Below are 24,420 nucleotides of genomic sequence, written 5' to 3' on the forward strand. Positions count from 1 at the left end.
GGGAGGACGCAGAAAACCCAGGAGCGCCCTCCGGGGGGGCGGGGGCCGGCGCCCCCCTCCTCTTTGGTCGCCTTGCCCGGAAAAGTCCCGGTCAGCCGGGCGCGCTCGGGGTCGACGACCCCGAGCGCGCCGTACCGCGCCGAGCACAGCTCGGCGGCCGAGTCCACGATGTGCTGGAGGGTGGCGCGCAGTTCCAGCTCGGAGCCGACGCTGAGGACGGCCTCCAGCAGCACCGGGAGGCTCGCCCCTTCCTCGTCCCCGTCGGGCTCCCCGTCGGGCTTTTCTCGGGATTCCCCTTCGGGTTCCGCGCCCGGCCTCCCGCCGGGACCTTCCTCGGGCTCCTGCCCGGAGCGCGTCATTCGGCCAGCGGGTTGAGGACCATGGGGGCGATCTTCCCTTCGAGCATCGCGCCGAGACCGAGTACGGCGCACACGTCCGGCCGTTCCGCGATGGCGACGGGCATTCCGGTGGCGTCCCGCAGCATCTGGTCCAGGCCCGGCAGCAGGGCGCTGCCGCCCACCATCATGATCCCCCGGTCCGTCAGGTCCGCGACCAGGTCCGGCGGGCAGTCCCGCAGCACCTTGCCGATGCCGTCGAGCACGGCGGTCAGCGGCGTGTGGATGGCGTCCCGTACGGCCGCGGTGTCCACGTGGACGGAGCGGGCCAGTCCGGTGGCCACGTCGCGGCCGTGGATGAGGGTGGAGGCGGGTCCCTCGGCGGTGATGCCGTTGCCGTGCAGGGCCAGTTGGAGCGGCCGGACGGCCTGGCTGGGCAGCATCAGCTCGTGCGCGTGCCGCAGGTGCTGGACGACCGCGTGGTCGATGGCCTCGCCGCCGACCGGGATCCGCTCGGCGGTCACGATCGAGCCGAGGGAGAGGACGGCGACCTGGGTGGCTGCGGCCCCGCACACCATGATCATCGTCGCGGTCGGCTGCTCCACGGGCAGTCCGCAGCCGACGGCCGCCGCGATCAGGGTGTCGACCAGTTCGACGCGGCGGGCGCCGAGCCCGACGAGGGTCTCCACGGTGGCCCGCTGGGCCAGCGGGTCCGCGTCGTGCGGGGTGCAGGCGGCGGCCCGCAGCCGGGGCTTGCGGCGCAGGGCGCGCCGCAGCTTCTCGCCGAGGAGGTGACGCAGCATCCGCTGGGCCATCTCGATGTCGACGACGGTGCCGCCGGAGACGGGGCGCACGACCCGGATGTAGTCGGGCGTGCGGCCGGTCATCCGCTCGGCGAAGGTTCCGACGGCGATGAGTGCGCCGGTGCGCGTGTTGACCGCGGCGACGCTGGGCTCGTCGACCACGAGGCCGGCGCCCTTGACGTACACGCGGGTCCTTGCCGCCCCCAGGTCGACGGCGACGTGGCAGCGGCGCAACTGCTCAAGACTGACGGTCACGGCAGATCCTCCGAGAGCGCTGACGCAAGAGGACCGGCGGAAATGCCGGTCACTTTTCATATCATCTCGGACATTTGGGTCTAACCGCCCGTTGGGCTGCTCCGGCCGGGGGTGTGCCGCGCCTGCATGGGGGTGGATTTCTGTACCGACAGGCAGCACCATGCCCGCACCGCACGCGCTACTCACGCGTAACAAGGTAAAGGGGACTCGATGCTGACGGCCCGACAGAGATTGCTGGCACTCCTGACGCTCTGCCTGGCCCTGCTGGCGTCCTTCCCGGCCCATGCCGCCGACCGGGTCCCGGCCTCCGCCTCTGACCGGGCGTCATCGCGCAATCCGGTGATCTTCGTGCACGGCTACAACGCCGATCCGGGCGTCTGGGGAGCCCTGCGCGGGGACCTGCGCGCCGCCGGGTACGCCGACTCCGAGCTCTTCTCCTGGGGCTACGACACCCACCAGTCCGTCAACGAGGTCCTCGCCGGCCGGCTCGGCGCGTACGTCGACCAGGTCCGCCGGGACACCGGGGCCGCCCGCGTCGACGTCGTCGCACACTCCTTCGGCTCGCTCGTGAGCCGCTGGTACGTGAAGTTCGGCGGCGGCACCGCCACCGTGGACCACTGGGTCTCGCTGGCCGGCCCCAACCGGGGCACCTCCACCGCGTGGGCCTGCGCCCTGTGGGACCAGGCCTGCAGGGACATGGCCCCCGGGTCGTACGTGGTGAAGAACCTGAACGGCGGGGACGAGACCCCGGGCACGGTGAGGTACGCGACCTTCTGGTCCCACTGCGACGAAGTGGTCAACCCGGACGACAGCGTTCCGCTGACCGGAGCCGCCAACACCACGGTCGGCTGCCTCAAGCACAACGACCTGCTCGGCGACGACGGCACCTCGGCGGGCGTCCGCGCCTTCCTCGCCTCCTAGGTCCCGTCCGGGCCTACGCGCCGTCCACCGCGACCCGCTGGAGCAGGCCGTACGTGAACTCGGCCACGCACGGCCTGCCCCGCGCGGCGAAGGCGAGGCGCCAGCGGGTCGGGGCGGTGCCCTCCATCGGCCGGACCGGGGCGAAGGCCCGCGCCACCTCGTCCACCGTCGCCGACCAGGGCAGCAGGTCGTCGGCCGACTCCAGTACGGGGCCCCGCGCGCCCGGGGCACGTACCAGCCACTCGTTCCACACCGCCCCGTCCGGCGCGGCCAGCACCTCGAAGCGCAGGTCGGGCCAGAGCGCCAGCGGCCACAGCAGGGCCTCGCACTCCAGATCGCCGATCGTGCGGCGCTCGGCGGTCTCCGGCGGGCCGAGCACCGAGCGGTACCGGGCCAGGGCGCCGCGGGAGCGGGACGACCTGACCATCGCCTGCCAGTGCTTGTTGGCCTCCCGCTGGTCCGCGAGCGAGGCGCCGAGCCGGCGGCGGGCCTCGTCGGCGAGTTCCGGCTGGAAATCCGACATTTGCTGCAACAGCACCAACTGGAAGGCGGTGGGACCGAAGGAAGTCATGGAAGGAACGATTCCACACAGGATCCTTACGTTCTCGGGATACGGATGTTGCCGCCGACCACGTAGCCTGCGGGCGCCATGAACTACTGCCACGCATGCCGGAGGCACCTCAACGGCGCACTTGCGTGCGCCGGATGCGGAACCCCCGCCGAGTACCTGGTACCCGCCGCGCCCGTAGCCGTGCCCGCCCCCGCGGCGCCGGCCCCGGAGCCGCCGCCGGTCCTTGCCGACGTGTTCGCGGACTCGCTGGTCGTGCTGTCCGCCCCGAACGAGCGCAGGCAGGGCGCGCGCCGCCGGGTCACGCACCGCAGACGCCGCCGCACCGTGCTGACCATCGGGCTCAGCCTGGCGATCGCGCTCGGCGGCTCGCTGATGGTGGCCCACCTCGCCACCGACGGGCAGCGCACCGACCGGGCCGCCACCGTGGTGCTGACCGACGACGGCCCGCAGCAGCCCGCGCCCCTGCCGGAAGGCCCGACGGCCGGGGCGCCCACGGGGCCCGGGAAGGCCACCGCCAAGGCCCCCGCGGGCACGAAGAAGTCCGGGTCCGGAGCCCCCTCCGGGGGCGCCGCCCAGCCGGGTCCGAGCTCGTCCGCCCCCGAGCCCGCGCCCGTGACGTCGGGGCCGCCCACCGGCACCCCCGGCCCGGTGGGATCCGTACGGCCCACCGCGTCGGGCAAGCCCTCCCAGAGCATCACCGGCTCCGCGCAGACGCCGACCCCGACCCCGCCGACGCCCAGCCCCACGCCGCCCAAGGACTGCGGCTTCCTCGGCATCCTCTGCTGGGGCGACTGACCGGGGAGCGCCTCGCCGGTCAGGCCGGGCTCGCCGGCCCGGCCGACACGCCGGCCCCTACCCGCCCCCTACCCGCCGAGCATCCGCTTCAGCAGGTCCCGCAGCACCGCCCGCTCCGCCGGCGACAGCCCGGCCAGCGGTTCGCGGGCGAAGTCCAGCGACTCCCGCAGCCGCTCCGCGGTCTGCAGTCCCTCCTCGGTGGGGGCGGCCAGCTTGACCCGGCGGTCGGCCGGGTCCGGGCGCCGCTCGACCAGGCCTCGGGTCTCCAGCCGGTCGACTATCCCGGTCACGTTCGAGGGCTCGCACCTCAGCTTCTGCGCGATGCGGCGCATCGGCGTCGGCTCCAGGGAGAGCATGTTGAGCACCCTGGCCTGCGCACCGGTCAGCTGGTGGCTGGCGGCCGCGTGCTCGTACTCCATGTGGTAGCGGGCCACGACGTCGCCGATGAGTTCGACGACCTCGACGGTCACTGGGTCTACGCGACGACTGGGCATGGATCCAGCTTACCCATTTACTTGACAACATGAAATATCCAGGCGCATGGTTGTTTCACCTAGTGAACCAATTTCGTTCTTACCAGGAGCGCCCCATGTCTGAGATCCCCGCCGTGAGCCGCGAGTGGCACCTCGTCCGTCGCCCGCAGGGCTGGCCCGTAGCCGAGGACTTCGCCCTGCGCGAGGTCCCCGTGTCCGCCGAGCCCGCCGCCGGCCGGATCCTCGTGCGCAACCTCCACATGTCCGTGGACCCCTACATGCGCGGCCGGATGAACGACGTGAAGTCCTACGTCCCGCCCTTCCAGCTGGACGAGCCGATGCAGGGCGGCGCGGTCGGCGAGGTCGTCGCCTCCGCCGCCGAGGGCTTCGCCGTCGGTGACCACGTGCTGCACCACCTGGGCTGGCGCGAGTACGCCGAGCTCGACGCGAAGTTCGCCACCAAGGTGGACGCCTCGCTCGCCCCGCTCTCCGCCTACCTCGGCGTGCTCGGCATGCCGGGCCTGACCGCCTACGCCGGCCTCTTCGAGGTCGCCTCCTTCAAGGAGGGCGACGCGGTCTTCGTCTCCGGCGCCGCCGGTGCCGTCGGCAGCCTCGTGGGCCAGTTCGCCAAGATCAAGGGCGCCTCCCGGGTCGTCGGCTCAGCCGGCTCGGACGACAAGGTGACGCTGCTCACGGAGAAGTACGGCTTCGACGCCGCCTTCAACTACAAGAACGGCCCCGTCGCCGAGCAGCTGCCGGCCGCGGCCCCCGAGGGCATCGACGTCTACTTCGACAACGTCGGCGGTGACCACCTGGAGGCCGCCATCTCCTCCATGAAGCTGAACGGCCGCGCCACCCTGTGCGGAGCGATCGCCGGCTACAACGACACCGAGGCCGCCCCGGGCCCGCGCAACCTCATGCAGGTCATCGGCAAGCGGCTGCGCCTGCAGGGCATCCTCGTCAACGACCACGCCGGACTGCAGCAGCAGTTCGTCCAGGACGTCGCCGGATGGCTGCGCTCCGGTGAGCTCCGGTACGACGAGACGGTCGTCGAGGGCGTCGAGAACGCGACGTCCGCCTTCCTCGGCATGCTGCGCGGCGAGAACACCGGAAAGATGATCGTTTCCTTCACCGGTTAGGCTCACTGCACACCGTCGTGACCGTGGGCGCGAGTCGCGGCGATTACCAGGAGGATTTCCTTACATGTCCATCCAGCAGTCCGACGTCGCGTACACCGCCGTAGCCACCGCCGAGAACGGCCGTGACGGTCGCGTCGCCACCCACGACGGCCAGCTCGACGTCGTCGTGAACCCGCCGAAGGAGCTCGGCGGCAGCGGCGCCGGCACCAACCCGGAGCAGCTGTTCGCCGCCGGCTACAGCGCCTGCTTCCAGGGCGCCCTGGGTGTCGTCGCCAAGAACGTGAACGCCGACATCTCCGGCTCCACGGTCACCGCCGAGGTCGGCATCGGCAAGAACGACGAGGGCTTCGGTCTGATCGTCAAGATCTCCGCCGTGATCCCGAACGTGGACGCCGCCACCGCCAAGGACCTCATCGAGAAGGCCCACGAGGTCTGCCCGTACTCCAAGGCGACCCGCGGCAACATCACCGTCGAGCTCGCCGTCTGATCCGGCACCGCTCAGCGAAGGCCGCCCCCCGGTCCGGGGGCGGCCTTCGCCGTGGACGGCAGCCTTAAACTGGTCCCATGCGTGATCTTGCGGGGGGTTTCCGGTATCTGCTGGCCGGCCAGCGATGGGTGTTCCGGCACGGACGGTGGCTGGGCTTCGGGCTGCTGCCCGGGCTCGTCTCACTGGTCCTCTACGCCGGCGCGCTGATCGGCCTCGGCTACGGGGCCGACGACCTGACCGCCTGGGCCACCCCCTTCGCCGACGACTGGTCCACGCCGTGGACCGGGCTCCTGCGCGGCTTCCTGACCGCGCTGGTCTTCGGCCTCGGGCTCTTCCTCGCGGTGATCACCTTCACCGCCGTGACCCTGCTGATCGGCCAGCCCTTCTACGAGTCCCTCTCGGAGCAGGTCGACCGCAGCGAGGGCGGCGAGGTCCCGCAGTCCGGGCTCCCGCTCTGGCGGGAGCTGTGGATCTCGGCCCGAGACAGCGTGAAGGTGCTCGGACGGGTCCTGCTGTACGGGATCCTGCTCTTCGCCCTCGGCTTCGTCCCGGTGGTCGGGCAGACCGTGGTCCCCGCGCTCGGGTTCTGCGTCTCCGGGTACTTCCTGACCCAGGAGCTCACCGCCGTGGCCCTGCAGCGGCGCAAGGTGGACCTGACCGAGCGGCTGGCGCTGCTGCGCTCGCGGCGGATGCTGGTGCTCGGCTTCGGCGTGCCGCTCGTGCTGGCGTTCCTGGTGCCGCTGGTCGCGGTGTTCCTGATGCCGGGCGCGGTGGCCGGGGCCACGCTGATGGCGCGCGACCTCATGGCCGTCGACGAGGCCCCGTCCGCCGAGGCCGCGCCGGGTGGCCCGGCCGCACCGCAGGACCCGTCCGCCCCGGCCGGCTTCGGACCGCCGCCGCCCGCGTACTCGTGACCGCGCCGCCCGCCCCGCTACCGCTTCAGCAGCAGGAGGGCCCCGACGGTGTCCTCCCCGCCGTGGGCGGCCGGGTCCGCGGCCAGCCGGCGCCGCAGCAGGTCCACGTACGGGGAGACCAGCTCGGTGCTGACGCCCTGCTCATCGGCGGTCCGCAGCATGGTGCCGCTGCCCGCGACCTGCATGGCCAGGTTGGACACCACCCCCGAGGTGAAGTCCCGCGAGGTCAGCCGCTCGGCGGCGTTGCCGACGAAGAAGCCCATCGCGCCGAGCCACTCGGACAGCAGCGGAGCCAGGTCCTTCGGGGCGATGTCCTCGCCCTCGATCAGGGCGTAGGCGTGCGAGATGCCGGCGAACATCCCCCACATCGCGCTGAGCAGGGCCACGTCGTGCAGGGCGGCGTGACCGGCGTCCTCACCGACGAAGCGGGCCCCGGCCGGGACCTCCAGGACCGCCCGGTGGGTGTCGAAGAGGGCGCGCGAGCCGCTGTAGAAGACGTACCCGCCGGCCTCGGGCACGCCGATCATCGTCGGCGTGGCCATGATCCCGCCGTCGACGAACCGGGCCCCGCGCTCCTCGGCCCAGGCGGCCCGCGCCCGGCCCTCGGCCGGGGTGCCGGTGGTCAGGTTCACCACGTCCTTGCCGGTCAGGTCGATGCCGTCCAGGGCGGATCCGACGGAGGCGTCGTCCAGCAGGCAGACCACGACGAGCCCGTTCGCGGCGACGGCCTCGGCGGGGCTCGCCGCGACGAGGGCCCCTTCGGCGGCCAGTGGTCCGGCCTTGGCGGCGGTGCGGTTCCAGACGGTGAGGCGGTGCCCGGCGGCGAGCCAGGTCCGGGCGAGGGCGGTGCCCATGTCGCCGAGTCCGAGCAGGGTGAGCGAGTGCTGAGGTGTGTTGTCAGTCATGGCGTTTAGCCTGCTGGCAGGCTGTGAGGCGCTCAAGTACGCACTTTGGAGTGGGTGGTTACCCCAAGGTGAGCGAACAGGTGGGGAGGGGTGCGCGATGGCGGTGACACGAAGGCCCGGTGCCGATCACTGCGGGATCGCCGCGGCGATGTCGGTGATCGACGGCAAATGGAAGGTGTCGCTCCTGTGGGAGCTGGAGCGGAGCCCGCGACGCCGATTCGGTGAACTGCGCCGGCTCGTCCCCGGCGTCTCCGAGAAGGTGCTCGCCGCGCAGCTGCGCGAGCTGGAGCAGGACGGCATCGTCCACCGCGAGGTCCACGAGGAGGTCCCGCCGCGCGTCGAGTACTCCCTGACCCCGCTGGGACAGGGACTGAACGAGGCACTGGAGTCCCTGGGGGAGTGGGGTGCAAAACATCTGCTTGCGGACTCCGCGTAGCCGACTCGTGATCGGCCGGCGGCCTCCGGCACCCCCCGGTGGGCCCGTAGTATGCAGGGCGGCAGCACGTGCCGAGGCCGTCTCTCACTGCCTTTGAGTCCGCCCTCGCCGGGCCCCGGGAGAACCCCGGAGCCGGGCAGCGGCTTGCCGAGCCACGACCGGCCGCCGGGCCGAGGACCGACCAGCAGTAGGGACACAGCAGTGACAGTCAGTACCGAGGGCACGGTCGCCGTGCTGCCCCCGGGCGGACCGGCCGCGCCCGCCCGCCCGATACCCGCCGTCCGGCGCGGTCTCGGTTCGCGCGGCACGCTGCTGCTCCTCGAAGCCGTCGTCGCGTTCGGCGCGGCGCTCGTGCTCCCGCTGCTGGCCGTCCGCTTCAAACTCGACCCGCTGGACCGGATCGCGCAGGTCAGCGGCCTCGCCGCGATCCAGCTGCGGTTCGCGCTCGTCGGTCTGCTCTTCATCGCCGCGGTGGCGCTGGCCATGCGGCTGCGGGGAGGCCGGCACTTCGACCTGGCCGCCCGGATCGCCGCCGCCGCCCTCGCGGGCCTGGCCAGCGGCTTCGTCGCCGCCGGCGCGGTCGTCGCCCTCCACGGGACGCCCTGGCCGATGTTCGGCCTCAACGGCGACAGCGGCCGCATCGTCGAGTGGGCCCACGCGGTGGCCAACGGCCGCCCCTCGGGCTCGCCGGTCTACCCGCCGGCCCCCCTCTACACCCTCGGGTACTACGCCGAATGGTTCCGCGGCGGCAACACCGCGTACGCGTTCAAGGACCTCCAGATCCTCGGCGCCGCCGCGTTCGGACCGCTGGTCTACCTCTGCTGGCGCATGCTGCTCGGCCCGGTCCGCGCCCTCGCCTTCGGCGTGGCCCCGGCCTTCGCGCTGATCGACGCGTACAAGCCGTACAGCCAGACCGTGCTCGTGGTCCTCGTACCGGTCCTCGTGGCGATGGTGGTGTCGCTCAGCCGCACCGGCACGCGGGCCTGGCGGCCGCTCCTGCTCAAGGGCGCCGGATTCGGCGCGCTGCTCGGCGTGCTGTTCCTCACCTACTCGGGCTGGTTCCTGTGGAGCGCGGCGGGCGTGCTGTTCGCCGCGCTGCTGTACTTCCCGTGGCGGACCGGCCGGCTCGGCCGGCTCAAGGGCGCGGCCTTCCTCGGCGCGTCCCTGGCGGCCTTCCTCGTGGTCGCCGGGCGCTACCTCGTGGTCATGCTGACCGAGGGGCAGACCACCAAGGACTACAACTTCCGGTTCGACAACTTCACCGACCCGGCGTACTACCTCATGTGGCGCACGGACATGCCGGGCAAGGTCGGCGAGTGGCCGCCGCCCGGCGAGTACGGCGGGGTCGGCCTGTTCGCCCTGGTCACCTTCGTCTGCCTGGGCGCCGCGATCTGGCTGGGCATCCGCAGGCCGATGGTGGTCACCGTCGCCGCGATGTTCATCAGCGCGTGGGTGATGCGCATGTACATCGCCTCGCACATGTACGAGACGCAGACCGTGCAGCTCTACACCCGCACGAACAACCAGCTCCTCTACTGCGGGCTGCTGCTGTGCGCACTGGTCGTCCACCTGGTCTCGCAGCGCATGGCCGCGCGCCGGGCCGAGTCAGCGAGCACCACGGAGGGCACCGGCTTCCCGGCCCGCGAAGGCGCGGTGATCGGGACCCTGTGCGCCCTGCTGCTGCTCCTCGGCACCGTCTCCTCCTCGATGGCCGACCGCTACATGCCGGCCAAGGAGAACACCTACCGGATCCTGCCGTGGGTCTCGCACACCATCACGGAGCAGGACGGCAGCTGCCCGAAGTACGCGCCCGGCGGTACCTGTTCCAAAGACGGCGACCAGAGCTGGCTGAGCTTCATCCGATGACCCGGGGGAACCGATGATCTCCGCACTGACGCGGCTGGCCGACTGGTCCGCCGGCACACCCAGGCGGCTCTGGCTGATCTCGTTCGCGCTGTTCTTCGCGCTCGCGGGTTCCTGGTCCGCCGCCAGCCCCATCGGCGGCTCTCCCGACGAGCACGCGCACTTCGTCCGCGCCGCGGCCGCCGCCCGGGGCCAGATCAGCGGCCCCCTGGTGATGGTCCCGCACCGGGTGGCGGGCATCGACGGACAGTTCGCCGAGGCCGGGATGCAGCTCCCGGAGTGGTACGGCAACCTCGCCGCGGTGCACGAGTGCTACGCGTGGCGCCAGTCCCAGCCCGCGTCCTGCGCGCCCTCGCTCGGCGACTCCGAGAAGATCGTCCAGGTGCCCACGGCGGCCGGCCGCTACCACCCGGCCTACTACCTGGCGACCGGCTGGCCGAGCCTGCTGGTCGACGGCCCCAAGGGGCTGTACCTCATGCGTTTCGTGTCGGCGCTGCTCTGCTCGGCCCTGCTGGCGAGCGCGGTGGTCACGGCCGGCGAGTGGCGTCGGCGCTCACTGGCGGTGCTCGGCGTGCTCGCCGCGGCCACGCCGATGACGCTCTACATGTCCGGCATGCTCAACCCCAGCGGCGGCGAGATCGCCGCCGGGATCCTGGTGTGGACGGCCCTGCTGTCGATCGTCCTGTCACCCGACCCGGTGCTGCTGAACCGCCGGCTGGCCCGACTGGGCGTAGGCGGCCTGGTGCTGATCAACATCCGGCCGCTCGGACTGATCTGGTTCGGCGGCGCGGTGGTCTTCTGCCTGCTGCTGACGCAGCGGAGCGGAGTGCTGGGACAGGCGCTGCGCCGCAAGGCCCTGTGGCTCTGGACGGCCCTGCTGGGCCTGGCGACGGCCGGTGCGCTGCTCTGGGCGGCCAAGCACCCGGACCGTTCGCAGATAGACATCCCCGACTCGCTCACCGCGGCCGTGGCCGCCAAGCGCACCCTCGGCAACACCGACTGGTACATCAAGCAGATGGTCGGCTTCTTCGGCTGGCTGGACACCCCGGGCCCGGCCCTGCTGTACCTGGTGTGGATGGGGGTGCTCGCGACGCTCGTCGCGCTGGCGCTGGTCTACGGCCGGCGGCGCGACGTGGTGGCGGTGGCCGGCATGCTGGTGGCCATCGTGATGGTGCCGGTGGCCGCGCAGGCCTCGGAGGCGGAGCGGATCGGCATGGTGTGGCAGGGCCGCTACCTGCTGCCCTTCGCCGTCGGCCTGCCGCTGATGGCGGTGCTGATCTGCGCCACCCGCGTTCCCGAGCGCGGTTTCCCCCTGCGGCGGCTGGTCGGCCTCTCCGCCGGCGGCTTCGCGGTGGCCAACGTGGCGGCCTTCTACTGGACGCTGCGCCGGTTCGCCGTCGGCAACAAGGCCTCGTGGGTGCCGACCTCGGCGCACTGGGCCCCGCCCGGCGGCTGGGTCTTCTGGACCGGCGTGTACACGCTGGCGGCGCTCGTCATCGTGGTGCCCGCCCTGGTCTCGGACCGCAAGGCCGCCGCGCCGCGGCTCCCGGACCTCGACACCCCGCAGGCGGACCGGCCCGTGCGGGTGCCCGAGCCCGCCTGACGCACCACCTCAGAGGGACGGGCCGATCTCGGCGGTCACCACCGACGGCGTACGGTCGTCCGCCTCGGCGAGCAGGGTGCCGCCCGGGGCCCACACGGCCGCCCCGCCGCAGCCGGTCCACGGGCCCGCCGGGCCGACGTGGTTGGCGAGGACGACGTACAGGCCGTGGTCCTTCGCGATGCCCGGGTACACGGCGGCGCGCTCGCCGATCCCGTCGCCCGTCCCGTACAGGGAGCTCGCCAGGTGCACCCGGCAGCCGTCGGCGGCGGCCCGGCCGGGCGGTCCGGGGAAGTGGTTGTCGTAGCAGACGCCCAAGGAGAAGCGGATCCCGCCGAGTTCGAAGCGCCCGTCGCCCGTGCCGGGTGCGAAGAGGTCCTGCTCGTGCCGGAAGAGGTGCTGCTTCGCGTACGTCGTCACGTGCGCGCCGTCCGCGTCGTGGACCAGCGTCGCGATGGCGGGGCGCGGACCGGCGGTGGGCAGGGCGACGTTGACGGCGGTGGCGATCCCGGCGGAGCGCAGCGGGTCCAGGCGCGGGTCGTCGGCGGCGGTCCACAGGCCGGGATCGGCCGCGAGGGCGTCCAGTTCGTAACCGGTGAGCGTGAACTCGGGGAACACCACCAGCCCGGCGCCCTGTTCGCGGGCCGCGGCGGCGAGCGCGGCGGCCCGCTCGACGTTGGCATGGACATCGGCGGGGAGGCAGGTCATCTGGGCTGCGGCGATCTTCACTTGGCCGAGGATGCCGGACCCGGTGGAGTCCGGGGCCTCCGGGGGGTCGACGGACCGGCGGGACTGCTGTGGCTGATGTGGGACGAGGGGCCACCGTGGGCGGTGCCGGCCGTCATCACGGTCTCCCTGGTGGCCGCGGTGGTCAACACCGTCGCCGCGGCCCGGACCGCCCTCGAACGCGTCGAGCGCGTGGACACCGCCCGCTTCCGCGAGCTCGTGGAGCACGTGGCGAGCTCCGACGGGCCCCAGGTCCTGGGCGTGTGCGTGACCTACACCGGTGCGCTGGTCCTCACCGCCTTCGGCAGCGACGCCCGGCCGGAGGGCCGGCAGTTCCACCTGCCGCCGGGCCCCGACTGCCCGTTCTGCCTGGTGGAGGATCAGGTACGGGGGTTCCTCGGGGAGATGGACCCGCTGCTGGGCGAGTACCGCAGGCACTGCGGGCGGGCAGCAGCCGCCACCTCCTCGTCAGACGGTCGTCCACCACGCAGCCCTGGACGGGCCGGCTCCGCGACCGGGCGTACTACCGGCTGCCCCGCCGGCGGCCCTCCTGCCCGGTCCACGACCCGCTGCTCGGCACGCCGTAGCCGGCCTAGGGCTGCGCGGGGCCCCGTAGCAGGGTCAGGAAGGAGCGGAAGGCGGCGGGCATGTCCACCGACTCCGGGGCGAGCAGCCACTGGTACTGGAGGCCGTCCATGACGGCCGTCAGCAGGGGGGCCGCCTGTTCCGGGGTGAGGCCCGAGGGCAGGCGGTCGCCGAACTCGGCGCGGAGCACCGCCGCCATCTCCGCGCGGACCTGGGCGTAGCGCTCGGTGAAGAACTCCCGCGCGGGGTGCCCGTCGGTGACGCTCTCGCCCAGCAGCGCCGAGAAGGTCTGCACGATGCCCGGGCGCATCGCGTTGTACTCCACCAGCGAGGCCAGCAGGTCCAGGCGCCAGGTCTCGGCCGAGGCGCGCGAGCCGCCGCCGGTGTCCCAGCGGTCGCGCTCCTCCAGCACCGCGACCAGCAGCGCCTCCTTGGTCGGGAAGTAGTGCAGCAGCCCCTGCTGGGTCAGGCCCACGCGTTCGGCGACCGTGCCCAGGGACGCGCCCCGGTAGCCGCGCTCCGCGATCACCTCGACGGCCGCGCGCACGATCTCCCCGCGGCGTTCCTCGCTCCTCGCCCTGACCATCGCCGTGCGCCCCTTCCCGTCCGACTCCTGCCAGCAGGACCGTACGGCATCCTGAGATTACGAACAGATTACGAACCCTACCGCTCACCAGGTAACAGGTCCACGATGAGGACACCGCACCGCACCGCACTCAATGAGGAGGCACGGCCGTGACCGATGCCGAGCAGGTCCGCACCAGCGTCGTCGAGGTGGCCCTCGGGAAGCTCGATCTCGACACCAAGACCCGACTGCTGGCCGGGCAGGACATGTGGTCGCTGCCCGCGATCCCCGAGATCGGGCTGCAGTCCCTGGTCATGTCCGACGGCCCCGTCGGGGTCCGCGGCGTGCGCTGGACCGCCGACGACCCGTCCATCGCCCTGCCCTCCCCGACCGCGCTCGCCGCCGCCTGGGACCCCGGGCTCGCCCGCCGCGCCGGCCGGCTCCTCGCCCAGGAGGCCCGCCGCAAGGGCGTCCACGTCCTCCTCGCGCCCACCGTCAACCTGCACCGCTCCCCGCTCGGCGGCCGGCACTTCGAGTGCTACTCCGAGGACCCGTACCTCACCGGCGTCATCGGCAGCGGCTACGTGAACGGCGTCCAGGACGGCGGGGTCGGCACCACCGTCAAGCACTTCGTCGGCAACGACGCCGAGACCGAACGCTTCACCGTCGACTCCGTCATCGCCCCGCGCCCGCTGCGCGAGCTGTACCTGGCGCCCTTCGAGGCCATCGTCGCGAGCGCCCGCCCGTGGGGCATCATGACCGCCTACAACCAGGTCAACGGCACGACGATGACCGAGCACCGGTACCTGGTGAACGAGGTCCTGCGCGGCGAATGGGGCTTCGACGGCTGCAACGTCTCCGACTGGATGGCCGCCCGCTCCACCGCCGGCGACATCGAGGGCGGCATGGACGTGGCCATGCCCGGCCCCACCACCGTCTACGGGCCCGCCCTCGCCGAGGCCGTCCGCGCGGGTGAGGTCCCCGAGGCCGCCGTCGACGACGCCGTGCGCAACGTCCTGCGCCTCGCCGCCCGCGTCGGCGCCCTGGAGGGCGCCCCCGCCGTCGTCGAGACCGCCCCGGACCCCGTCGACGGCCAGGCGCTGGCCCGCGAGCTCGCCGCCCGCGGCTTCGTCCTCGCGCGCAACGAGGCCGGGCCCGACGGAAAGGCGGTCCTGCCCCTCGACGCCTCCGCCGGCCGCACCGTCGCCCTCTCCGGCGCCGCGGCCCGCGACGCCCGCGTCCTCGGCGGCGGCAGCGCCACCGTCTTCCCCGAGCGGATCGTCTCCCCGCTCGACGGCCTCACCGCCGCCCTCCCGGAAGGGGCCCTGACCTTCACCCTCGGCGCCGACCCCTCCGACGAACTGGTCCCCGCCGACAAGGGCTTCGAGCTCCGCGCGGTCTGCCGCGACGCCTCCGGCGCCGTCATCGGCGACGGCAGCCTGCCGACCGGCCAGGTCCAGTGGATCGGCGACGACCTGCCCGCCGGCGCCACGTACGAGACCATGGCGAGCATCGAGGTCCGCGGCACGTTCCTCCCGCGGGAGAGCGGCGAGCACGCCTTCGGCACCCGGGGGCTGGGCGCCTTCAGCCTCGCGGTCGACGGGCGGACCCTGTGGGAGGGCGTCCAGGAGATGGGCAACGAGGCCGACCCCTTCGAGGCCTTCTTCGGCGCCCCCAACGAGCGCGCCCGCGTCGCCGTCACCGAGGGCCGGCCCGTCGAGGTGTCGCTGACCTACCAGGTCCCCGACGTGACCGCGCTGCCGCTCAAGGCGATCATGTTCTCGCTGCTCCACCTCGGCCCGCGGCGCGACGCCGACGAGCTGATCGCCGAGGCCGTGGCGGCCGCCCGCGCCGCCGACACCGCCGTCGTGGTCGTCGCCACCACCGAGCGCGTGGAGTCCGAGGGCTTCGACCGGCAGGACCTCGCCCTCCCGGGCCGCCAGGACGACCTGGTGCGGGCCGTCGCCGCCGTCAACCCGAACACCGTGGTCGTCGTCAACGCCGGCTCCCCGGTGGAGCTCCCGTGGCGCGAGGAGGTCGCCGCCGTGCTGCTGGCCTGGTTCCCCGGGCAGGAGGGCGGGGCCGCGCTGGCCGACGTGCTCCTCGGCGACGCGGAGCCCGGCGGGCGGCTGCCCACCACGTGGCCCGCCCGGTTCGCGGACGCGCCCGTCACCGAGGTGGTCCCCACCGAGGGGCGCCTGGAGTACGGCGAGGGGCTGTTCATCGGCTACCGGGCCTACGAGAAGCACGGCGTGGCCCCGGCGTTCCCCTTCGGGCACGGCCTCGGCTACACCGACTGGACGTACGAGTCCCTGGAGGCCACCCCCGACACGGTCCGGGTCCGCCTCACCAACACCGGTGCCCGGCCCGGCCGCGAGGTCGTCCAGGTCTACCTCGCCCCCCTCGGCGACGACACCGTCGAGCGCCCGGCGAGCTGGCTGGCGGCCTTCACGGGCGTCACGGCCGGCCCCGGCGAGACCGTCGAGGCCGTGATCGCCCTGCCCGCCCGGGCCTTCGAGATCTGGGACCAGGAGACCTCCGGCTGGCAGCGGATCGGCGGCGCCTACGAGGTCCGCGCGAGCCACGCGCACGGTGACGCGCGGCTGACGGCCACGCTCGACATCGCGTAACACACCGTAACCATCGGAAATGGCCGGAAATCACCCCTGAAACACCCCTGAAAGCCGGTCCGGGGGCGAGACCTGACTCTCGCCCCCGGACCCTCCGTGCACACCGGCGTCAACGCGGCGGTTCGGCGGCCGTCACCTGGCGGTGCGCCAGTTCCGCCAGCCGTGCCTGCCCGTCCTTGCCCGGATGGAACCAGTCCCAGCGGCTCAACTGGTCCGCCGCGAAGGGGTACTGGAACACCGCCCCGCCGTCGTAGCGGCACAGGTCGTCCTTCGCGCAGACCTCGCGCAGCACCTCGTTGTACTCGACCACCCGCGCCCGCACCTGCTCGCGCCGGGCCGTCGCCCCCGTCGCCGCCGACAGCGGATCGGCGAGCATCGACTGGCAGATCCCCAGCTTCCAGACCTGCCGCACCATCGGGAGGTCCTTGCCCTGTTCCCACAGCCGTTGGAGGTCCGGCACGCTGGAGACGTACACCTGGGAGGTGGGGGACGCGGCTCGGAGCCCCGCGAGGGCCTTCTCGAATCCGTCCCGGAACTCCGCCACCGGCGTCATCGACGAAGCCGTGGGCCGGCAGGCGTCGTTCGAGCCCACCATGACCGTGACCAGGCCGGGCTTGTGCGCGGCGGCCCCCGCCAGCTGCCCCGGCAGGTCCGCCATCCGGGCTCCGGTCACCGCGTAGTTCCAGCTGCGGGTGGGCACCTCGGCGTCCCCGAGCAGCCGGGCGGCGAGGGAGCGGACCGCGGGGTCGTTCCCGGTGGCCCAGGACACCTCGGGGCAGTCGGCCAGCACCGAACAGGCGTCGAAACCACGTGTGATGGAGTCGCCCACGGCCGCGACCGAGGCCGGTGCCGTGTTCCAGCGGGGAGCGGCCTGCCCGCCGCGCTCGCCCTCGTCGCCCGACCCGCCCGAACTGCACCCCGTCGCCGCGCCGGCCAGCAGCACGGTCGCCGCGCCCGCCCCGGCGAGGATCCGGCGCGCGCGGGGGCGCGGAACGGTGGTGCGCATGGGAAGGGCTCCTCCTTGTCGTCCCCGCGTCGTTCGGGGGGTCCTGCTGAGTGAAAGCTCTGTGTTTACGGGTCTCGGAGCGACCGTACGTCACACCATGACCCCCGGCGCACGGTAGCTTTTTCCCGTGGCGTTTCGGCCGCAGGTCCCGTTGCGCAATGTCAAATAATTTCCGTTACATTACATCACGTCACATACTGTCCGTTTTCTGGAGTTTATTCCCGACCTCGTCCACCACTGGAGGTCCCGGTGACGACACGTGGAGTTCTGTACGTGCATTCCGCACCGCGCGCGCTCTGCCCGCATGTGGAATGGGCTGTTGCGGGCGTGCTCGGGGTGCGGGTGAACCTCGACTGGATCAGGCAGCCCGCCTCCCCGGGCACCTGGAGAGCCGAGTTCTCCTGGCAGGCCGAAGCGGGCACCGCCTCGAAACTCGCCTCCGCGCTGCGCGGCTGGCGCCTGCTGCGCTTCGAGGTGACCGCGGAGCCCTGTCCGAACGCCGAGGGCGAGCGCTACAGCTCCACCCCGGAGCTCGGCATCTTCCACGCCGTCACCGGCATCCACGGCGACATCCTGATCCCGGAGGACCGGCTGCGCGCCGCCCTCGCCCGGTCCGCGCGCGGTGAGACCGACCTGGAAGCGGAGATCGCCAAACTGCTCGGCAAGCCCTGGGACGACGAACTGGAGCCCTTCCGCTACGCCGGCGAGGGCGCACCCGTCCGCTGGCTCCACCAGGTGGTCTGAGCCCCCTTTTGCGCCTCAACCGGCGCCGCTCTCGCGGAGCCGGCTGCTCGCCGTCGGGGTTCCTCAATTGATGGTTGCGGTGTTCGTGGGTTCGGACACCGCAACCGATACGCGGAAGGCCCACCCGGAGCCGGGTGGGCCTTCCGCGCGGAGCGGGGATCAGACAGAGCGGAACGCGAGCGTCACGTTGTGGCCGCCGAAGCCGAAGGAGTTGTTGATCGCGGAGATCGGGCCGTCGGCCGGCAGCTTGCGGGGCTCGCCGCGCACGATGTCCGCGTCGATGTCCTCGTCGAGCTCGTCGACGTTGATCGTCGGCGGGGCCAGCCGGTTGTAGAGCGCCAGCACGGTCGCGACGGTCTCGATGCCGCCCGCGCCACCCAGCAGGTGACCGGTCATCGACTTCGTCGCGGAGATCGCGATGTGGTCGAGGTCGTCGCCCAGCACCTTGCGCAGGGCCTTCAGCTCGGCCGTGTCGCCCTGCGGGGTCGACGTGGCGTGCGCGTTCAGGTGGACCAGCTCGGCCGGGTCGAGACCCGTGTTGTCGAGCAGGTTCTGCACCGCGGCCGCGACACCGCGGCCGGTCGGCTCCGGCTGCGCGATGTGGTGGCTGTCCGCGGACAGACCCTGGCCCAGCACCTCGCAGTAGACCCGGGCGCCGCGCGCGGCGGCGTGCTCGGCGGACTCCAGGATGACGACGCCCGCGCCCTCGCCCAGTACGAAGCCGTCGCGGCCCTTGTCGTACGGACGGGAGGCCTGCTCGGGGTTCTCGTTGTTCTTGGACATCGCCATCATGTTGGCGAACGCGGCGATCGGCAGCGGGTGGATCGCCGCCTCGGTGCCGCCCGCGACGACCACGTCGGCCCGGCCGGTACGGATCATCTCGACGGCGTAGCCGATGGCCTCGGCCCCGGAGGCGCAGGCGCTGACCGGAGTGTGCACGCCCGCCTGGGCGTTGACCTCCAGGCCGACGTTGGCCGACGGGCCGTTCGGCATGAGCATGGGGACGGTGTGCGGGGAGACCCGGCGCACACCCCTTTCCTTCAGTACGTCGTACTGGTCGAGCAGCGTGGTGACACCGCCGATACCGGAGGCGATCACGGTGCCCAGGCGCTCGGGCGCGATCTGGGCGTCGTCGCCGGCCGGGGCGGTGTAGCCGGCGTCGGCCCACGCCTCGCGCGCCGCGATGACGGCGAACTGCGCCGAGCGGTCGAGCTTGCGGGCCAGCGGCCGGGGCAGGACCTCGCTCGGGTCCACGGCGGCACGGGCGGCGATGCGTACCGGGAGTTCGGCGAAGCGCTCGCCCTCCAGGGGCGTCACGCCGGAACGGCCGGCAAGCAGACCTTCCCAGGTCGAAGCGCTGTCGCCACCCAGCGGAGTGGTTGCGCCGATACCGGTGACGACCACGGTGCGATTGGTCGGGCTCACAGGAATTCTTTCTCCACGTCTCAGGGGGTGCTGAATTGTCACGGCGCCACCGCCAGGTGGCGACAAACGCTCGTCAGGCTCAGGCCTGGTTCTTCAGGATGTAGCTCGCGGCGTCGCCGACGGTCTTGAGGTTCTTGACGTCCTCGTCCGGGATCTTGACCTCGAAGCGCTCTTCGGCGGCGACGACGACCTCGACCATGGACAGCGAGTCGACGTCCAGGTCGTCGGTGAAGGACTTGTCGATCTCGACGTCCTCGACCGGGATGCCCGCGATCTCGTTGACGATCTCCGCGAGACCCGCGACGATCTCTTCCTGCGTGGCGGCCATGTGGCGCTCCTTCTCTGGGTAACCGGGTAAAAACAGACCGGGATGTGGATCCCGGCCCTAGGGGAGGGTAACGACCGTCGCGGCGTAGACGAGTCCCGCCCCGAAGCCGATGACGAGCGCGGTGTCGCCGCTCTTCGCCGCTCCGGTCGCCAGGAGCCGCTCCATAGCGAGCGGAATCGAGGCGGCCGAGGTGTTGCCGGTGGTCTCCACGTCACGGGCGACCGTGACGTGCTCCGGCAGCTTCAGAGTCTTCACCATCGAGTCGATGATCCGCATGTTCGCCTGGTGCGGAATGAAGACGTCCAGGTCGTCGGCGGTGATCCCGGCGGCGTCGAGCGCCTGCTGGGCCACCTTGGCCATCTCGAAGACGGCCCAGCGGAAGACCGCCTGACCCTCCTGCGTGATGGCCGGGAACTTCTCGGCGGTGTCCTTGGTGCGGAACTCGTCCCACGGCACGGTCTGCTTGATCGTTTCGGACTTGTCGCCCTCCGAACCCCACACCGTGGGGCCGATGGCCGGCTCGGCCGAGGGGCCGACGACCACGGCGCCGGCGCCGTCGCCGAACAGGAAGGCCGTCGCGCGGTCCTCCAGGTCCGTCAGGTCCGAGAGCCGCTCCACGCCGATGACGAGGACGTACTCCGCCGACCCCTCCACCACCATGCCCTTGGCCAGGGTCAGGCCGTAGCCGAAACCGGCACAGCCCGCGGAGATGTCGAAGGCGGCGGGCTTGACCGCGCCGATCCGGTGCGCGATCTCGGTCGCGACGGCCGGAGTCTGCTTGAAGTGCGAGACCGTCGAGACGATCACGGCACCGATCTGCTCGGGGGCGACACCGGCATCGGCCAGCGCCTTCCCCGAGGCCTCCACCGACATCGCGGCGACCGTCTCCTCGGGCGAGGCCCAGTGGCGGGTCGCGATGCCCGAGCGGGAGCGGATCCACTCGTCGGAGGAGTCGATGGTCTCGAGGATGACCTCGTTGGGCACCACGCGGATCGGGCGGTAGCCGCCGACCCCGAGGATGCGGGCGTACGGGGAGCCCTTGGCCGGCTTGATCTTGGACATGCTGTGTGGGCTCCTTCTCTCAGGCCGTCAGGTCGGCGACGAGCGCCGCGGCCTTGTCGAGATCGTCCGGGGTCTTCAGCGCCACGCTGGGTACGCCCTTCAGCGCGCGCTTGGCCAGACCCGTCAGGGTGCCACCGGGGCAGAGCTCGATGATCCCCGTGACGCCCAGTTCGGCGAACGTCTCCATGCACAGGTCCCAGCGGACCGGGTTCGCGACCTGGCCGACCAGGCGGGCGACGACGTCGGCGCCCGTGGTGACGACAAGGCCGTCCTTGTTCGAGACGTACTTCAGCACCGGGTCAGCCGGGGAGAGGGCCTCGGCGGCCTTCTCCAGCGTGGCCACCGCGGGGGCCATGTGGTGCGTGTGGAAGGCGCCCGCGACCTTGAGGGCGACGACCTTCATGGAGCCTTCGGGCTTCTCGGCCTGCAGGGCTTCGATCTGCTCCATCGTGCCGGCGGCCACGATCTGGCCCGCACCGTTGATGTTGGCCGGGGTCAGACCCAGCTTCTCCAGGTGCGCGACGACCACGTCGAGCTCACCGCCGAGGACGGCGGCCATGCCGGTCTCGGTGACGGCGGCGGCCTCGGCCATGCCGAGACCGCGGGTCCGGACGAACGACAGCGCGTCGGCCTCGGACAGGACGCCGGCGTAGGCGGCGGCGGTGATCTCACCGACGCTGTGGCCCGCGACGGCACCGAAGGTCAGGGAAGCGGGCAGCGCCGAGGCGGACAGCAGGCCCGCGGCGACCAGCAGGGGCTGGGCCACGGCCGTGTCGCGGATCTCTTCGGCGTCAGCGTTCGTGCCGTAGTGGGCAAGGTCCAGCCCGATGGCGTCCGACCAGGCGGCGACGCGGTCAGCGGCACCGGGGAGGTCGAGCCAGGGAGTCAGGAAGCCGGGCGTCTGAGCGCCTTGGCCGGGAGCGACGAGTACGAGCACCCTCACACTCTCTCTTGTGGATGGTCCCTGCCGCCCGTGGGGACAGGGACGAAGAACCGTCGGGGTAATTGTTGATGTCCGACAAAAGTCTAGGACTGGAGATCGCCGTCGGCCAGACGCCCCAGAATCAGGGCGATTCGCAGGGTGAACGCGGAGCGGACATCCGAAGGCGACCACCCGGTGACGTCGGTCACACGTCGCAGCCGGTAGCGCACCGTATTGGGGTGCACGAACAGCATCCGCGCCGCCCCTTCGAGGCTGCTCGCCTGCTCCAGGTAGACGCTCAGCGTCTCCAGCAGCGCCGACCCGGCCTCCTCCAGCGGTCTGTAGATCTCCTCCACCAGCTGTTCCCTGGCAGCGGGATCGGAGGCGATCGCGCGTTCCGGCAGGAGATCGTCCGCCAGGACCGGCCGCGGAGCATCCTGCCACGCCGTACAGGCCTTCAGCCCGGCCGCCGCGGCCTGCGCCGACTTCGTCGCGTTCAGCAGGTCGGACACCACGGGGCCGGCCACCACCGGACCGGCCGCGAACGGCCCGATCAGCGACTTCGCCACCTGCATCGGGTTGTCGCTGCCGCCCGCGATGACGACCAGCCGGTCACCGAGCACCCCGGTGAGGACCTGCAGCTTGTGGTGGCGGGCCGCGCGACGGATCGCCTCCACCGTCAGCTCGCTGTCCCCCTCCGGCGCGGTGCCGAGCACCACGCACACGTGCTCGGGGGAGTTCCAGCCCAGCGCCGCGGCCCGGGACAGCGCACCCTCGTCGGCCTCGCCGGACAGCACCGCGTTGACGACCAGGGACTCCAGCCGGGCGTCCCACGCCCCCCGCGCCTCGGCGGCCTGCGCGTACACCTGGGCCGTCGCGAAGGCGATCTCCCGGGCGTACACGAGCAGCGCCTCGCGCAGGATCTGCTCGTCGCCCGGCGCCGCCACCTCCTCGATCGCGGTCTCCATGACCTCGATCGTGGTGCGGACCATCTCGACGGTCTGGCGCAGGGTGATCGCCCGGGTCAGCTCGCGCGGAGCCGTCCCGAACACGTCGGTCGAGATCGCCTGTGGGGTCTCCGGGTGCCGGAACCACTCGGTGAACGCGGCGATGCCGGCCTGCGCGACCAGGCCGATCCACGACCGGTTCTCGGGTGGCATCGCCCGGTACCACGGCAGGGTCTCGTCCATGCGCGCGATCGCGTTGGCGGCGAGCCGGCCGGAGGACTTCTCCAGCCGGCGCAGCGTCGCGGTGTGCGGATGGGCGGGAGCGGGATGCGCGGCGTGTGTGGCGGGCGAATGCTCACGTTCGGGTTGAGGCACGTGACAAGACTGCCTTATCGGGACGGGTGCGCGGAGTCCGGTCCCGTCCCGTGGCCACGGCCCCGCCCGTGATCGGGTCTACCGTGGCCCCCATGATTGATGTACGCCGCGGCGCCGACCGGTACGAGGGCGGGGACCCGGCCGCCGGGATCACCACCCGACACGCCTTCTCCTTCGGCTCGTTCTACGACCCGGACAACCTGCGCTTCGGCCCCGTCCTGGCCTGCAACGAGGAGGTCCTCGCGGCGGGCGCCGGATTCGACGAGCACCCGCACAGTCACACCGAGATCGTGACCTGGGTCGTCGAGGGCGAGCTCACCCACCAGGACAGCACCGGCGAGAAGGGCCTGGTCCGGGCCGGGGACGTACAGCGGCTCAGCGCCGGATCCGGCGCGCGGCACGTGGAGCGCAACGACGGCGACGGGCGGCTGCGCTTCGTGCAGATGTGGCTCGCCCCCCTCGCCGCGGGCGGCGAACCCTCGTACGAGGTGGTCCGCGGCATCGCCGACGGGACGCCCTACGAGGTCCCCGCGGCCGGCGCCGTACTGCACGTGCGGCGGCCCGGCGCGGGCGAGCGGGTGGCCGTACCGGCGGCGGAACGGGTGTACCTGCACGTGGTGCGCGGGGACCTGCGCCTGGACGGGGAGGAGCTGGGCCCCGGGGACTCGGTGCGGATCACCGCCGAGCGGGACCTGGAGATCACCGCCGGGTCCCCGGGGGAACTGCTGATCTGGGAACTGCCCTAGTTCGAGCGCAGTTCGGCCAGGACCGCGTCCGTGAACGGGGTCCAGGCGGCCACGGCCCACGGGCCGAAGGCGCGGTCCGCCAGCGCCACGCACGCGGCGCGCGCGTCCGGGTCCACCCACAGGAAGGTGCCGGCCTGACCGAAATGGCCGAACGTGCGGGGCGAGGAGGTCAGGCCCGTCCAGTGCGGGGACTTGCTGTCGCGGATCTCCATGCCGAGGCCCCAGTCGTTGGGGGACTGGTGTCCGTAACCCGGCAGGACGCCCTTGAGCCCGGGGTGCACGACGGAGGTGGCCGCGGCGACCGTACGCACGTCGAGCAGCCGGGGCGCCTGCAGCTCGGCGGCGAAGCGCACCAGGTCGGACACGGTGGAGACGCCGTCCTTGGCCGGCGAGCCCTCCAGGGTGGTCCGCGTCATGCCCAGCGGCTCGAAGACCGCCTGGTGCACGTACTCCGCGAAGGGGATGCCGGTGGCCTTGGCGATGTGGTCGCCGAGCACCTCGAAACCGGCGTTGGAGTACAGCCGGCGCTCGCCGGGCGGGGCCGACACCCGGTGCTCGTCGAAGGCCAGGCCGCTGGTGTGCGCGAGCAGGTGACGGACCGTCGACCCCTCGGGGCCGGCCGGCTCGTCCAGCTCGATCGCGCCCTCCTCGTGCGCGACGAGGGCGGCGTACGCGGCGAGCGGTTTGGTCACGGAGGCCAGCGCGAAACGGTGGTCGACGGGCCCGTGGGCGCCGGCGAGGCTCCCGTCGGCGCGTACGACGGCCGCCGCGGCCGTGTCCACCGGCCAGGTGTCGATGATCCGCAGGCTTTCCATGCCGTTGACGGCCTCCATGCTCTCCATGCGGCCGAGCCTACTTGCTT

At 72.4% G+C, this 24,420-nt stretch carries 24 protein-coding genes and 1 pseudogene; 11 read left to right on the plus strand and 14 right to left on the minus strand.

Features of this window, described 5'->3' with window-relative positions:
• Together ACZ4VT_RS29915 and ACZ4VT_RS29920 are read right to left on the minus strand one after the other, a co-directional pair.
• Positions 1–359: pseudogene (locus ACZ4VT_RS29915) on the minus strand (hypothetical protein); the annotation flags it as partial.
• Complete coding sequence (locus tag ACZ4VT_RS29920) at positions 356–1,393, minus strand: rod shape-determining protein (RefSeq protein WP_030711274.1); 1,038 nt, start codon at positions 1,391–1,393, stop codon at positions 356–358. The gene ACZ4VT_RS29920 and the pseudogene ACZ4VT_RS29915, both read right to left, overlap by 4 nt.
• Before the next feature lie 210 nt (positions 1,394–1,603).
• On the opposite strand from ACZ4VT_RS29920, the gene ACZ4VT_RS29925 reads away from it, so the two are divergent.
• Positions 1,604–2,314, plus strand: coding sequence for an esterase/lipase family protein (locus ACZ4VT_RS29925; RefSeq protein WP_467954327.1), 711 nt, complete (start codon positions 1,604–1,606; stop codon positions 2,312–2,314).
• Between the two features lie 13 nt (positions 2,315–2,327).
• On the opposite strand, the gene ACZ4VT_RS29930 is transcribed toward ACZ4VT_RS29925, so the two are convergent.
• Positions 2,328–2,885 carry a hypothetical protein gene (locus ACZ4VT_RS29930; RefSeq protein ID WP_467954329.1) on the minus strand — a complete coding sequence of 186 codons (558 nt, stop codon included), beginning with the start codon at positions 2,883–2,885 and terminating at the stop codon, positions 2,328–2,330.
• A gap of 78 nt (positions 2,886–2,963) precedes the next feature.
• Between ACZ4VT_RS29930 and ACZ4VT_RS29935 the strand changes: the two genes are divergently transcribed.
• Positions 2,964–3,680 carry an SCO2400 family protein gene (locus tag ACZ4VT_RS29935; protein WP_467954331.1) on the plus strand — a complete coding sequence of 239 codons (717 nt, stop codon included), beginning with the start codon at positions 2,964–2,966 and terminating at the stop codon, positions 3,678–3,680.
• Between the two features lie 68 nt (positions 3,681–3,748).
• On the opposite strand, the gene ACZ4VT_RS29940 is transcribed toward ACZ4VT_RS29935, so the two are convergent.
• On the minus strand, positions 3,749–4,174 hold the full coding sequence (locus ACZ4VT_RS29940) for a MarR family winged helix-turn-helix transcriptional regulator (protein WP_030711285.1): 426 nt from the start codon (positions 4,172–4,174) through the stop codon (positions 3,749–3,751).
• Positions 4,175–4,269: 95 nt separating this feature from the next.
• Between ACZ4VT_RS29940 and ACZ4VT_RS29945 the strand changes: the two genes are divergently transcribed.
• The 3 genes from ACZ4VT_RS29945 (at position 4,270) to ACZ4VT_RS29955 (ending at position 6,693) form a co-directional block, all read left to right on the plus strand.
• The gene (locus ACZ4VT_RS29945) at positions 4,270–5,292 is read left to right on the plus strand and encodes an NADP-dependent oxidoreductase (RefSeq protein WP_467954333.1); all 1,023 of its coding nucleotides are present in this window, start codon (positions 4,270–4,272) and stop codon (positions 5,290–5,292) included.
• A 64-nt stretch (positions 5,293–5,356) separates the two neighbouring features.
• Positions 5,357–5,779, plus strand: a complete 423-nt coding sequence (locus ACZ4VT_RS29950) for an organic hydroperoxide resistance protein (RefSeq protein WP_327413801.1) — start codon at positions 5,357–5,359, stop codon at positions 5,777–5,779.
• 77 nt (positions 5,780–5,856) lie between these two features.
• Positions 5,857–6,693 carry an EI24 domain-containing protein gene (locus tag ACZ4VT_RS29955; protein WP_467954335.1) on the plus strand — a complete coding sequence of 279 codons (837 nt, stop codon included), beginning with the start codon at positions 5,857–5,859 and terminating at the stop codon, positions 6,691–6,693.
• 17 nt (positions 6,694–6,710) lie between these two features.
• Here ACZ4VT_RS29955 and ACZ4VT_RS29960 read toward each other — a convergent pair whose 3' ends face one another.
• Complete coding sequence (locus tag ACZ4VT_RS29960; RefSeq protein WP_467954337.1) at positions 6,711–7,598, minus strand: NAD(P)-dependent oxidoreductase; 888 nt, start codon at positions 7,596–7,598, stop codon at positions 6,711–6,713.
• A gap of 97 nt (positions 7,599–7,695) precedes the next feature.
• On the opposite strand from ACZ4VT_RS29960, the gene ACZ4VT_RS29965 reads away from it, so the two are divergent.
• The 3 genes from ACZ4VT_RS29965 (at position 7,696) to ACZ4VT_RS29975 (ending at position 11,500) form a co-directional block, all read left to right on the plus strand.
• Entirely contained in the window at positions 7,696–8,034 is a 339-nt protein-coding gene (locus tag ACZ4VT_RS29965; RefSeq protein ID WP_467954339.1) for a winged helix-turn-helix transcriptional regulator, read from the plus strand.
• Between the two features lie 201 nt (positions 8,035–8,235).
• The gene (locus ACZ4VT_RS29970) at positions 8,236–9,900 is read left to right on the plus strand and encodes a hypothetical protein (RefSeq protein WP_467954341.1); all 1,665 of its coding nucleotides are present in this window, start codon (positions 8,236–8,238) and stop codon (positions 9,898–9,900) included.
• 13 nt (positions 9,901–9,913) lie between these two features.
• On the plus strand, positions 9,914–11,500 hold the full coding sequence (locus ACZ4VT_RS29975) for a DUF2142 domain-containing protein (protein ID WP_467954343.1): 1,587 nt from the start codon (positions 9,914–9,916) through the stop codon (positions 11,498–11,500).
• 9 nt (positions 11,501–11,509) lie between these two features.
• Here the strand turns inward: ACZ4VT_RS29975 and ACZ4VT_RS29980 are convergent, their stop codons facing one another.
• Both ACZ4VT_RS29980 and ACZ4VT_RS29985 read right to left on the minus strand, forming a co-directional pair.
• Complete coding sequence (locus ACZ4VT_RS29980) at positions 11,510–12,226, minus strand: carbon-nitrogen hydrolase family protein (protein WP_467954344.1); 717 nt, start codon at positions 12,224–12,226, stop codon at positions 11,510–11,512.
• Between the two features lie 589 nt (positions 12,227–12,815).
• Complete coding sequence (locus tag ACZ4VT_RS29985; protein WP_362806059.1) at positions 12,816–13,394, minus strand: TetR/AcrR family transcriptional regulator; 579 nt, start codon at positions 13,392–13,394, stop codon at positions 12,816–12,818.
• A 149-nt stretch (positions 13,395–13,543) separates the two neighbouring features.
• On the opposite strand from ACZ4VT_RS29985, the gene ACZ4VT_RS29990 reads away from it, so the two are divergent.
• Positions 13,544–16,003, plus strand: a complete 2,460-nt coding sequence (locus tag ACZ4VT_RS29990; protein ID WP_467954347.1) for a beta-glucosidase — start codon at positions 13,544–13,546, stop codon at positions 16,001–16,003.
• 109 nt (positions 16,004–16,112) lie between these two features.
• Here the strand turns inward: ACZ4VT_RS29990 and ACZ4VT_RS29995 are convergent, their stop codons facing one another.
• A complete protein-coding gene (locus ACZ4VT_RS29995; RefSeq protein WP_467954349.1) occupies positions 16,113–17,009 on the minus strand; it encodes an SGNH/GDSL hydrolase family protein in 897 nt (298 codons plus the stop codon).
• A gap of 249 nt (positions 17,010–17,258) precedes the next feature.
• Here ACZ4VT_RS29995 and ACZ4VT_RS30000 point away from each other — a divergent pair, with 249 nt between their 5' ends.
• Positions 17,259–17,753: a DUF3145 domain-containing protein gene (locus ACZ4VT_RS30000; RefSeq protein WP_467954351.1), complete on the plus strand. Its 495-nt coding sequence runs from the start codon at positions 17,259–17,261 to the stop codon at positions 17,751–17,753.
• Positions 17,754–17,912: 159 nt separating this feature from the next.
• Here the strand turns inward: ACZ4VT_RS30000 and fabF are convergent, their stop codons facing one another.
• The 5 genes from fabF to ACZ4VT_RS30025 form a co-directional block, all read right to left on the minus strand.
• Positions 17,913–19,178: a beta-ketoacyl-ACP synthase II gene (gene fabF, locus ACZ4VT_RS30005; RefSeq protein ID WP_467954353.1), complete on the minus strand. Its 1,266-nt coding sequence runs from the start codon at positions 19,176–19,178 to the stop codon at positions 17,913–17,915.
• 79 nt (positions 19,179–19,257) lie between these two features.
• Positions 19,258–19,506, minus strand: a complete 249-nt coding sequence (locus ACZ4VT_RS30010; protein ID WP_362806066.1) for an acyl carrier protein — start codon at positions 19,504–19,506, stop codon at positions 19,258–19,260.
• A gap of 57 nt (positions 19,507–19,563) precedes the next feature.
• Positions 19,564–20,568 carry a beta-ketoacyl-ACP synthase 3 gene (locus ACZ4VT_RS30015; RefSeq protein WP_467954356.1) on the minus strand — a complete coding sequence of 335 codons (1,005 nt, stop codon included), beginning with the start codon at positions 20,566–20,568 and terminating at the stop codon, positions 19,564–19,566.
• Positions 20,569–20,587: 19 nt separating this feature from the next.
• On the minus strand, positions 20,588–21,505 hold the full coding sequence (locus tag ACZ4VT_RS30020; protein WP_362806068.1) for an ACP S-malonyltransferase: 918 nt from the start codon (positions 21,503–21,505) through the stop codon (positions 20,588–20,590).
• Positions 21,506–21,594: 89 nt separating this feature from the next.
• Positions 21,595–22,812, minus strand: a complete 1,218-nt coding sequence (locus tag ACZ4VT_RS30025; protein WP_327413786.1) for a PucR family transcriptional regulator — start codon at positions 22,810–22,812, stop codon at positions 21,595–21,597.
• A 92-nt stretch (positions 22,813–22,904) separates the two neighbouring features.
• On the opposite strand from ACZ4VT_RS30025, the gene ACZ4VT_RS30030 reads away from it, so the two are divergent.
• Positions 22,905–23,558, plus strand: a complete 654-nt coding sequence (locus ACZ4VT_RS30030; protein ID WP_467954359.1) for a pirin family protein — start codon at positions 22,905–22,907, stop codon at positions 23,556–23,558.
• Here ACZ4VT_RS30030 and ACZ4VT_RS30035 read toward each other — a convergent pair.
• A complete protein-coding gene (locus ACZ4VT_RS30035; protein ID WP_467954451.1) occupies positions 23,555–24,373 on the minus strand; it encodes a serine hydrolase domain-containing protein in 819 nt (272 codons plus the stop codon). The two genes, ACZ4VT_RS30030 and ACZ4VT_RS30035, sit on opposite strands and share 4 nt — an antisense overlap.
• Positions 24,374–24,420 lie beyond the last annotated feature (47 nt).

The organism is Streptomyces sp. NPDC029164 (genome assembly GCF_055563995.1).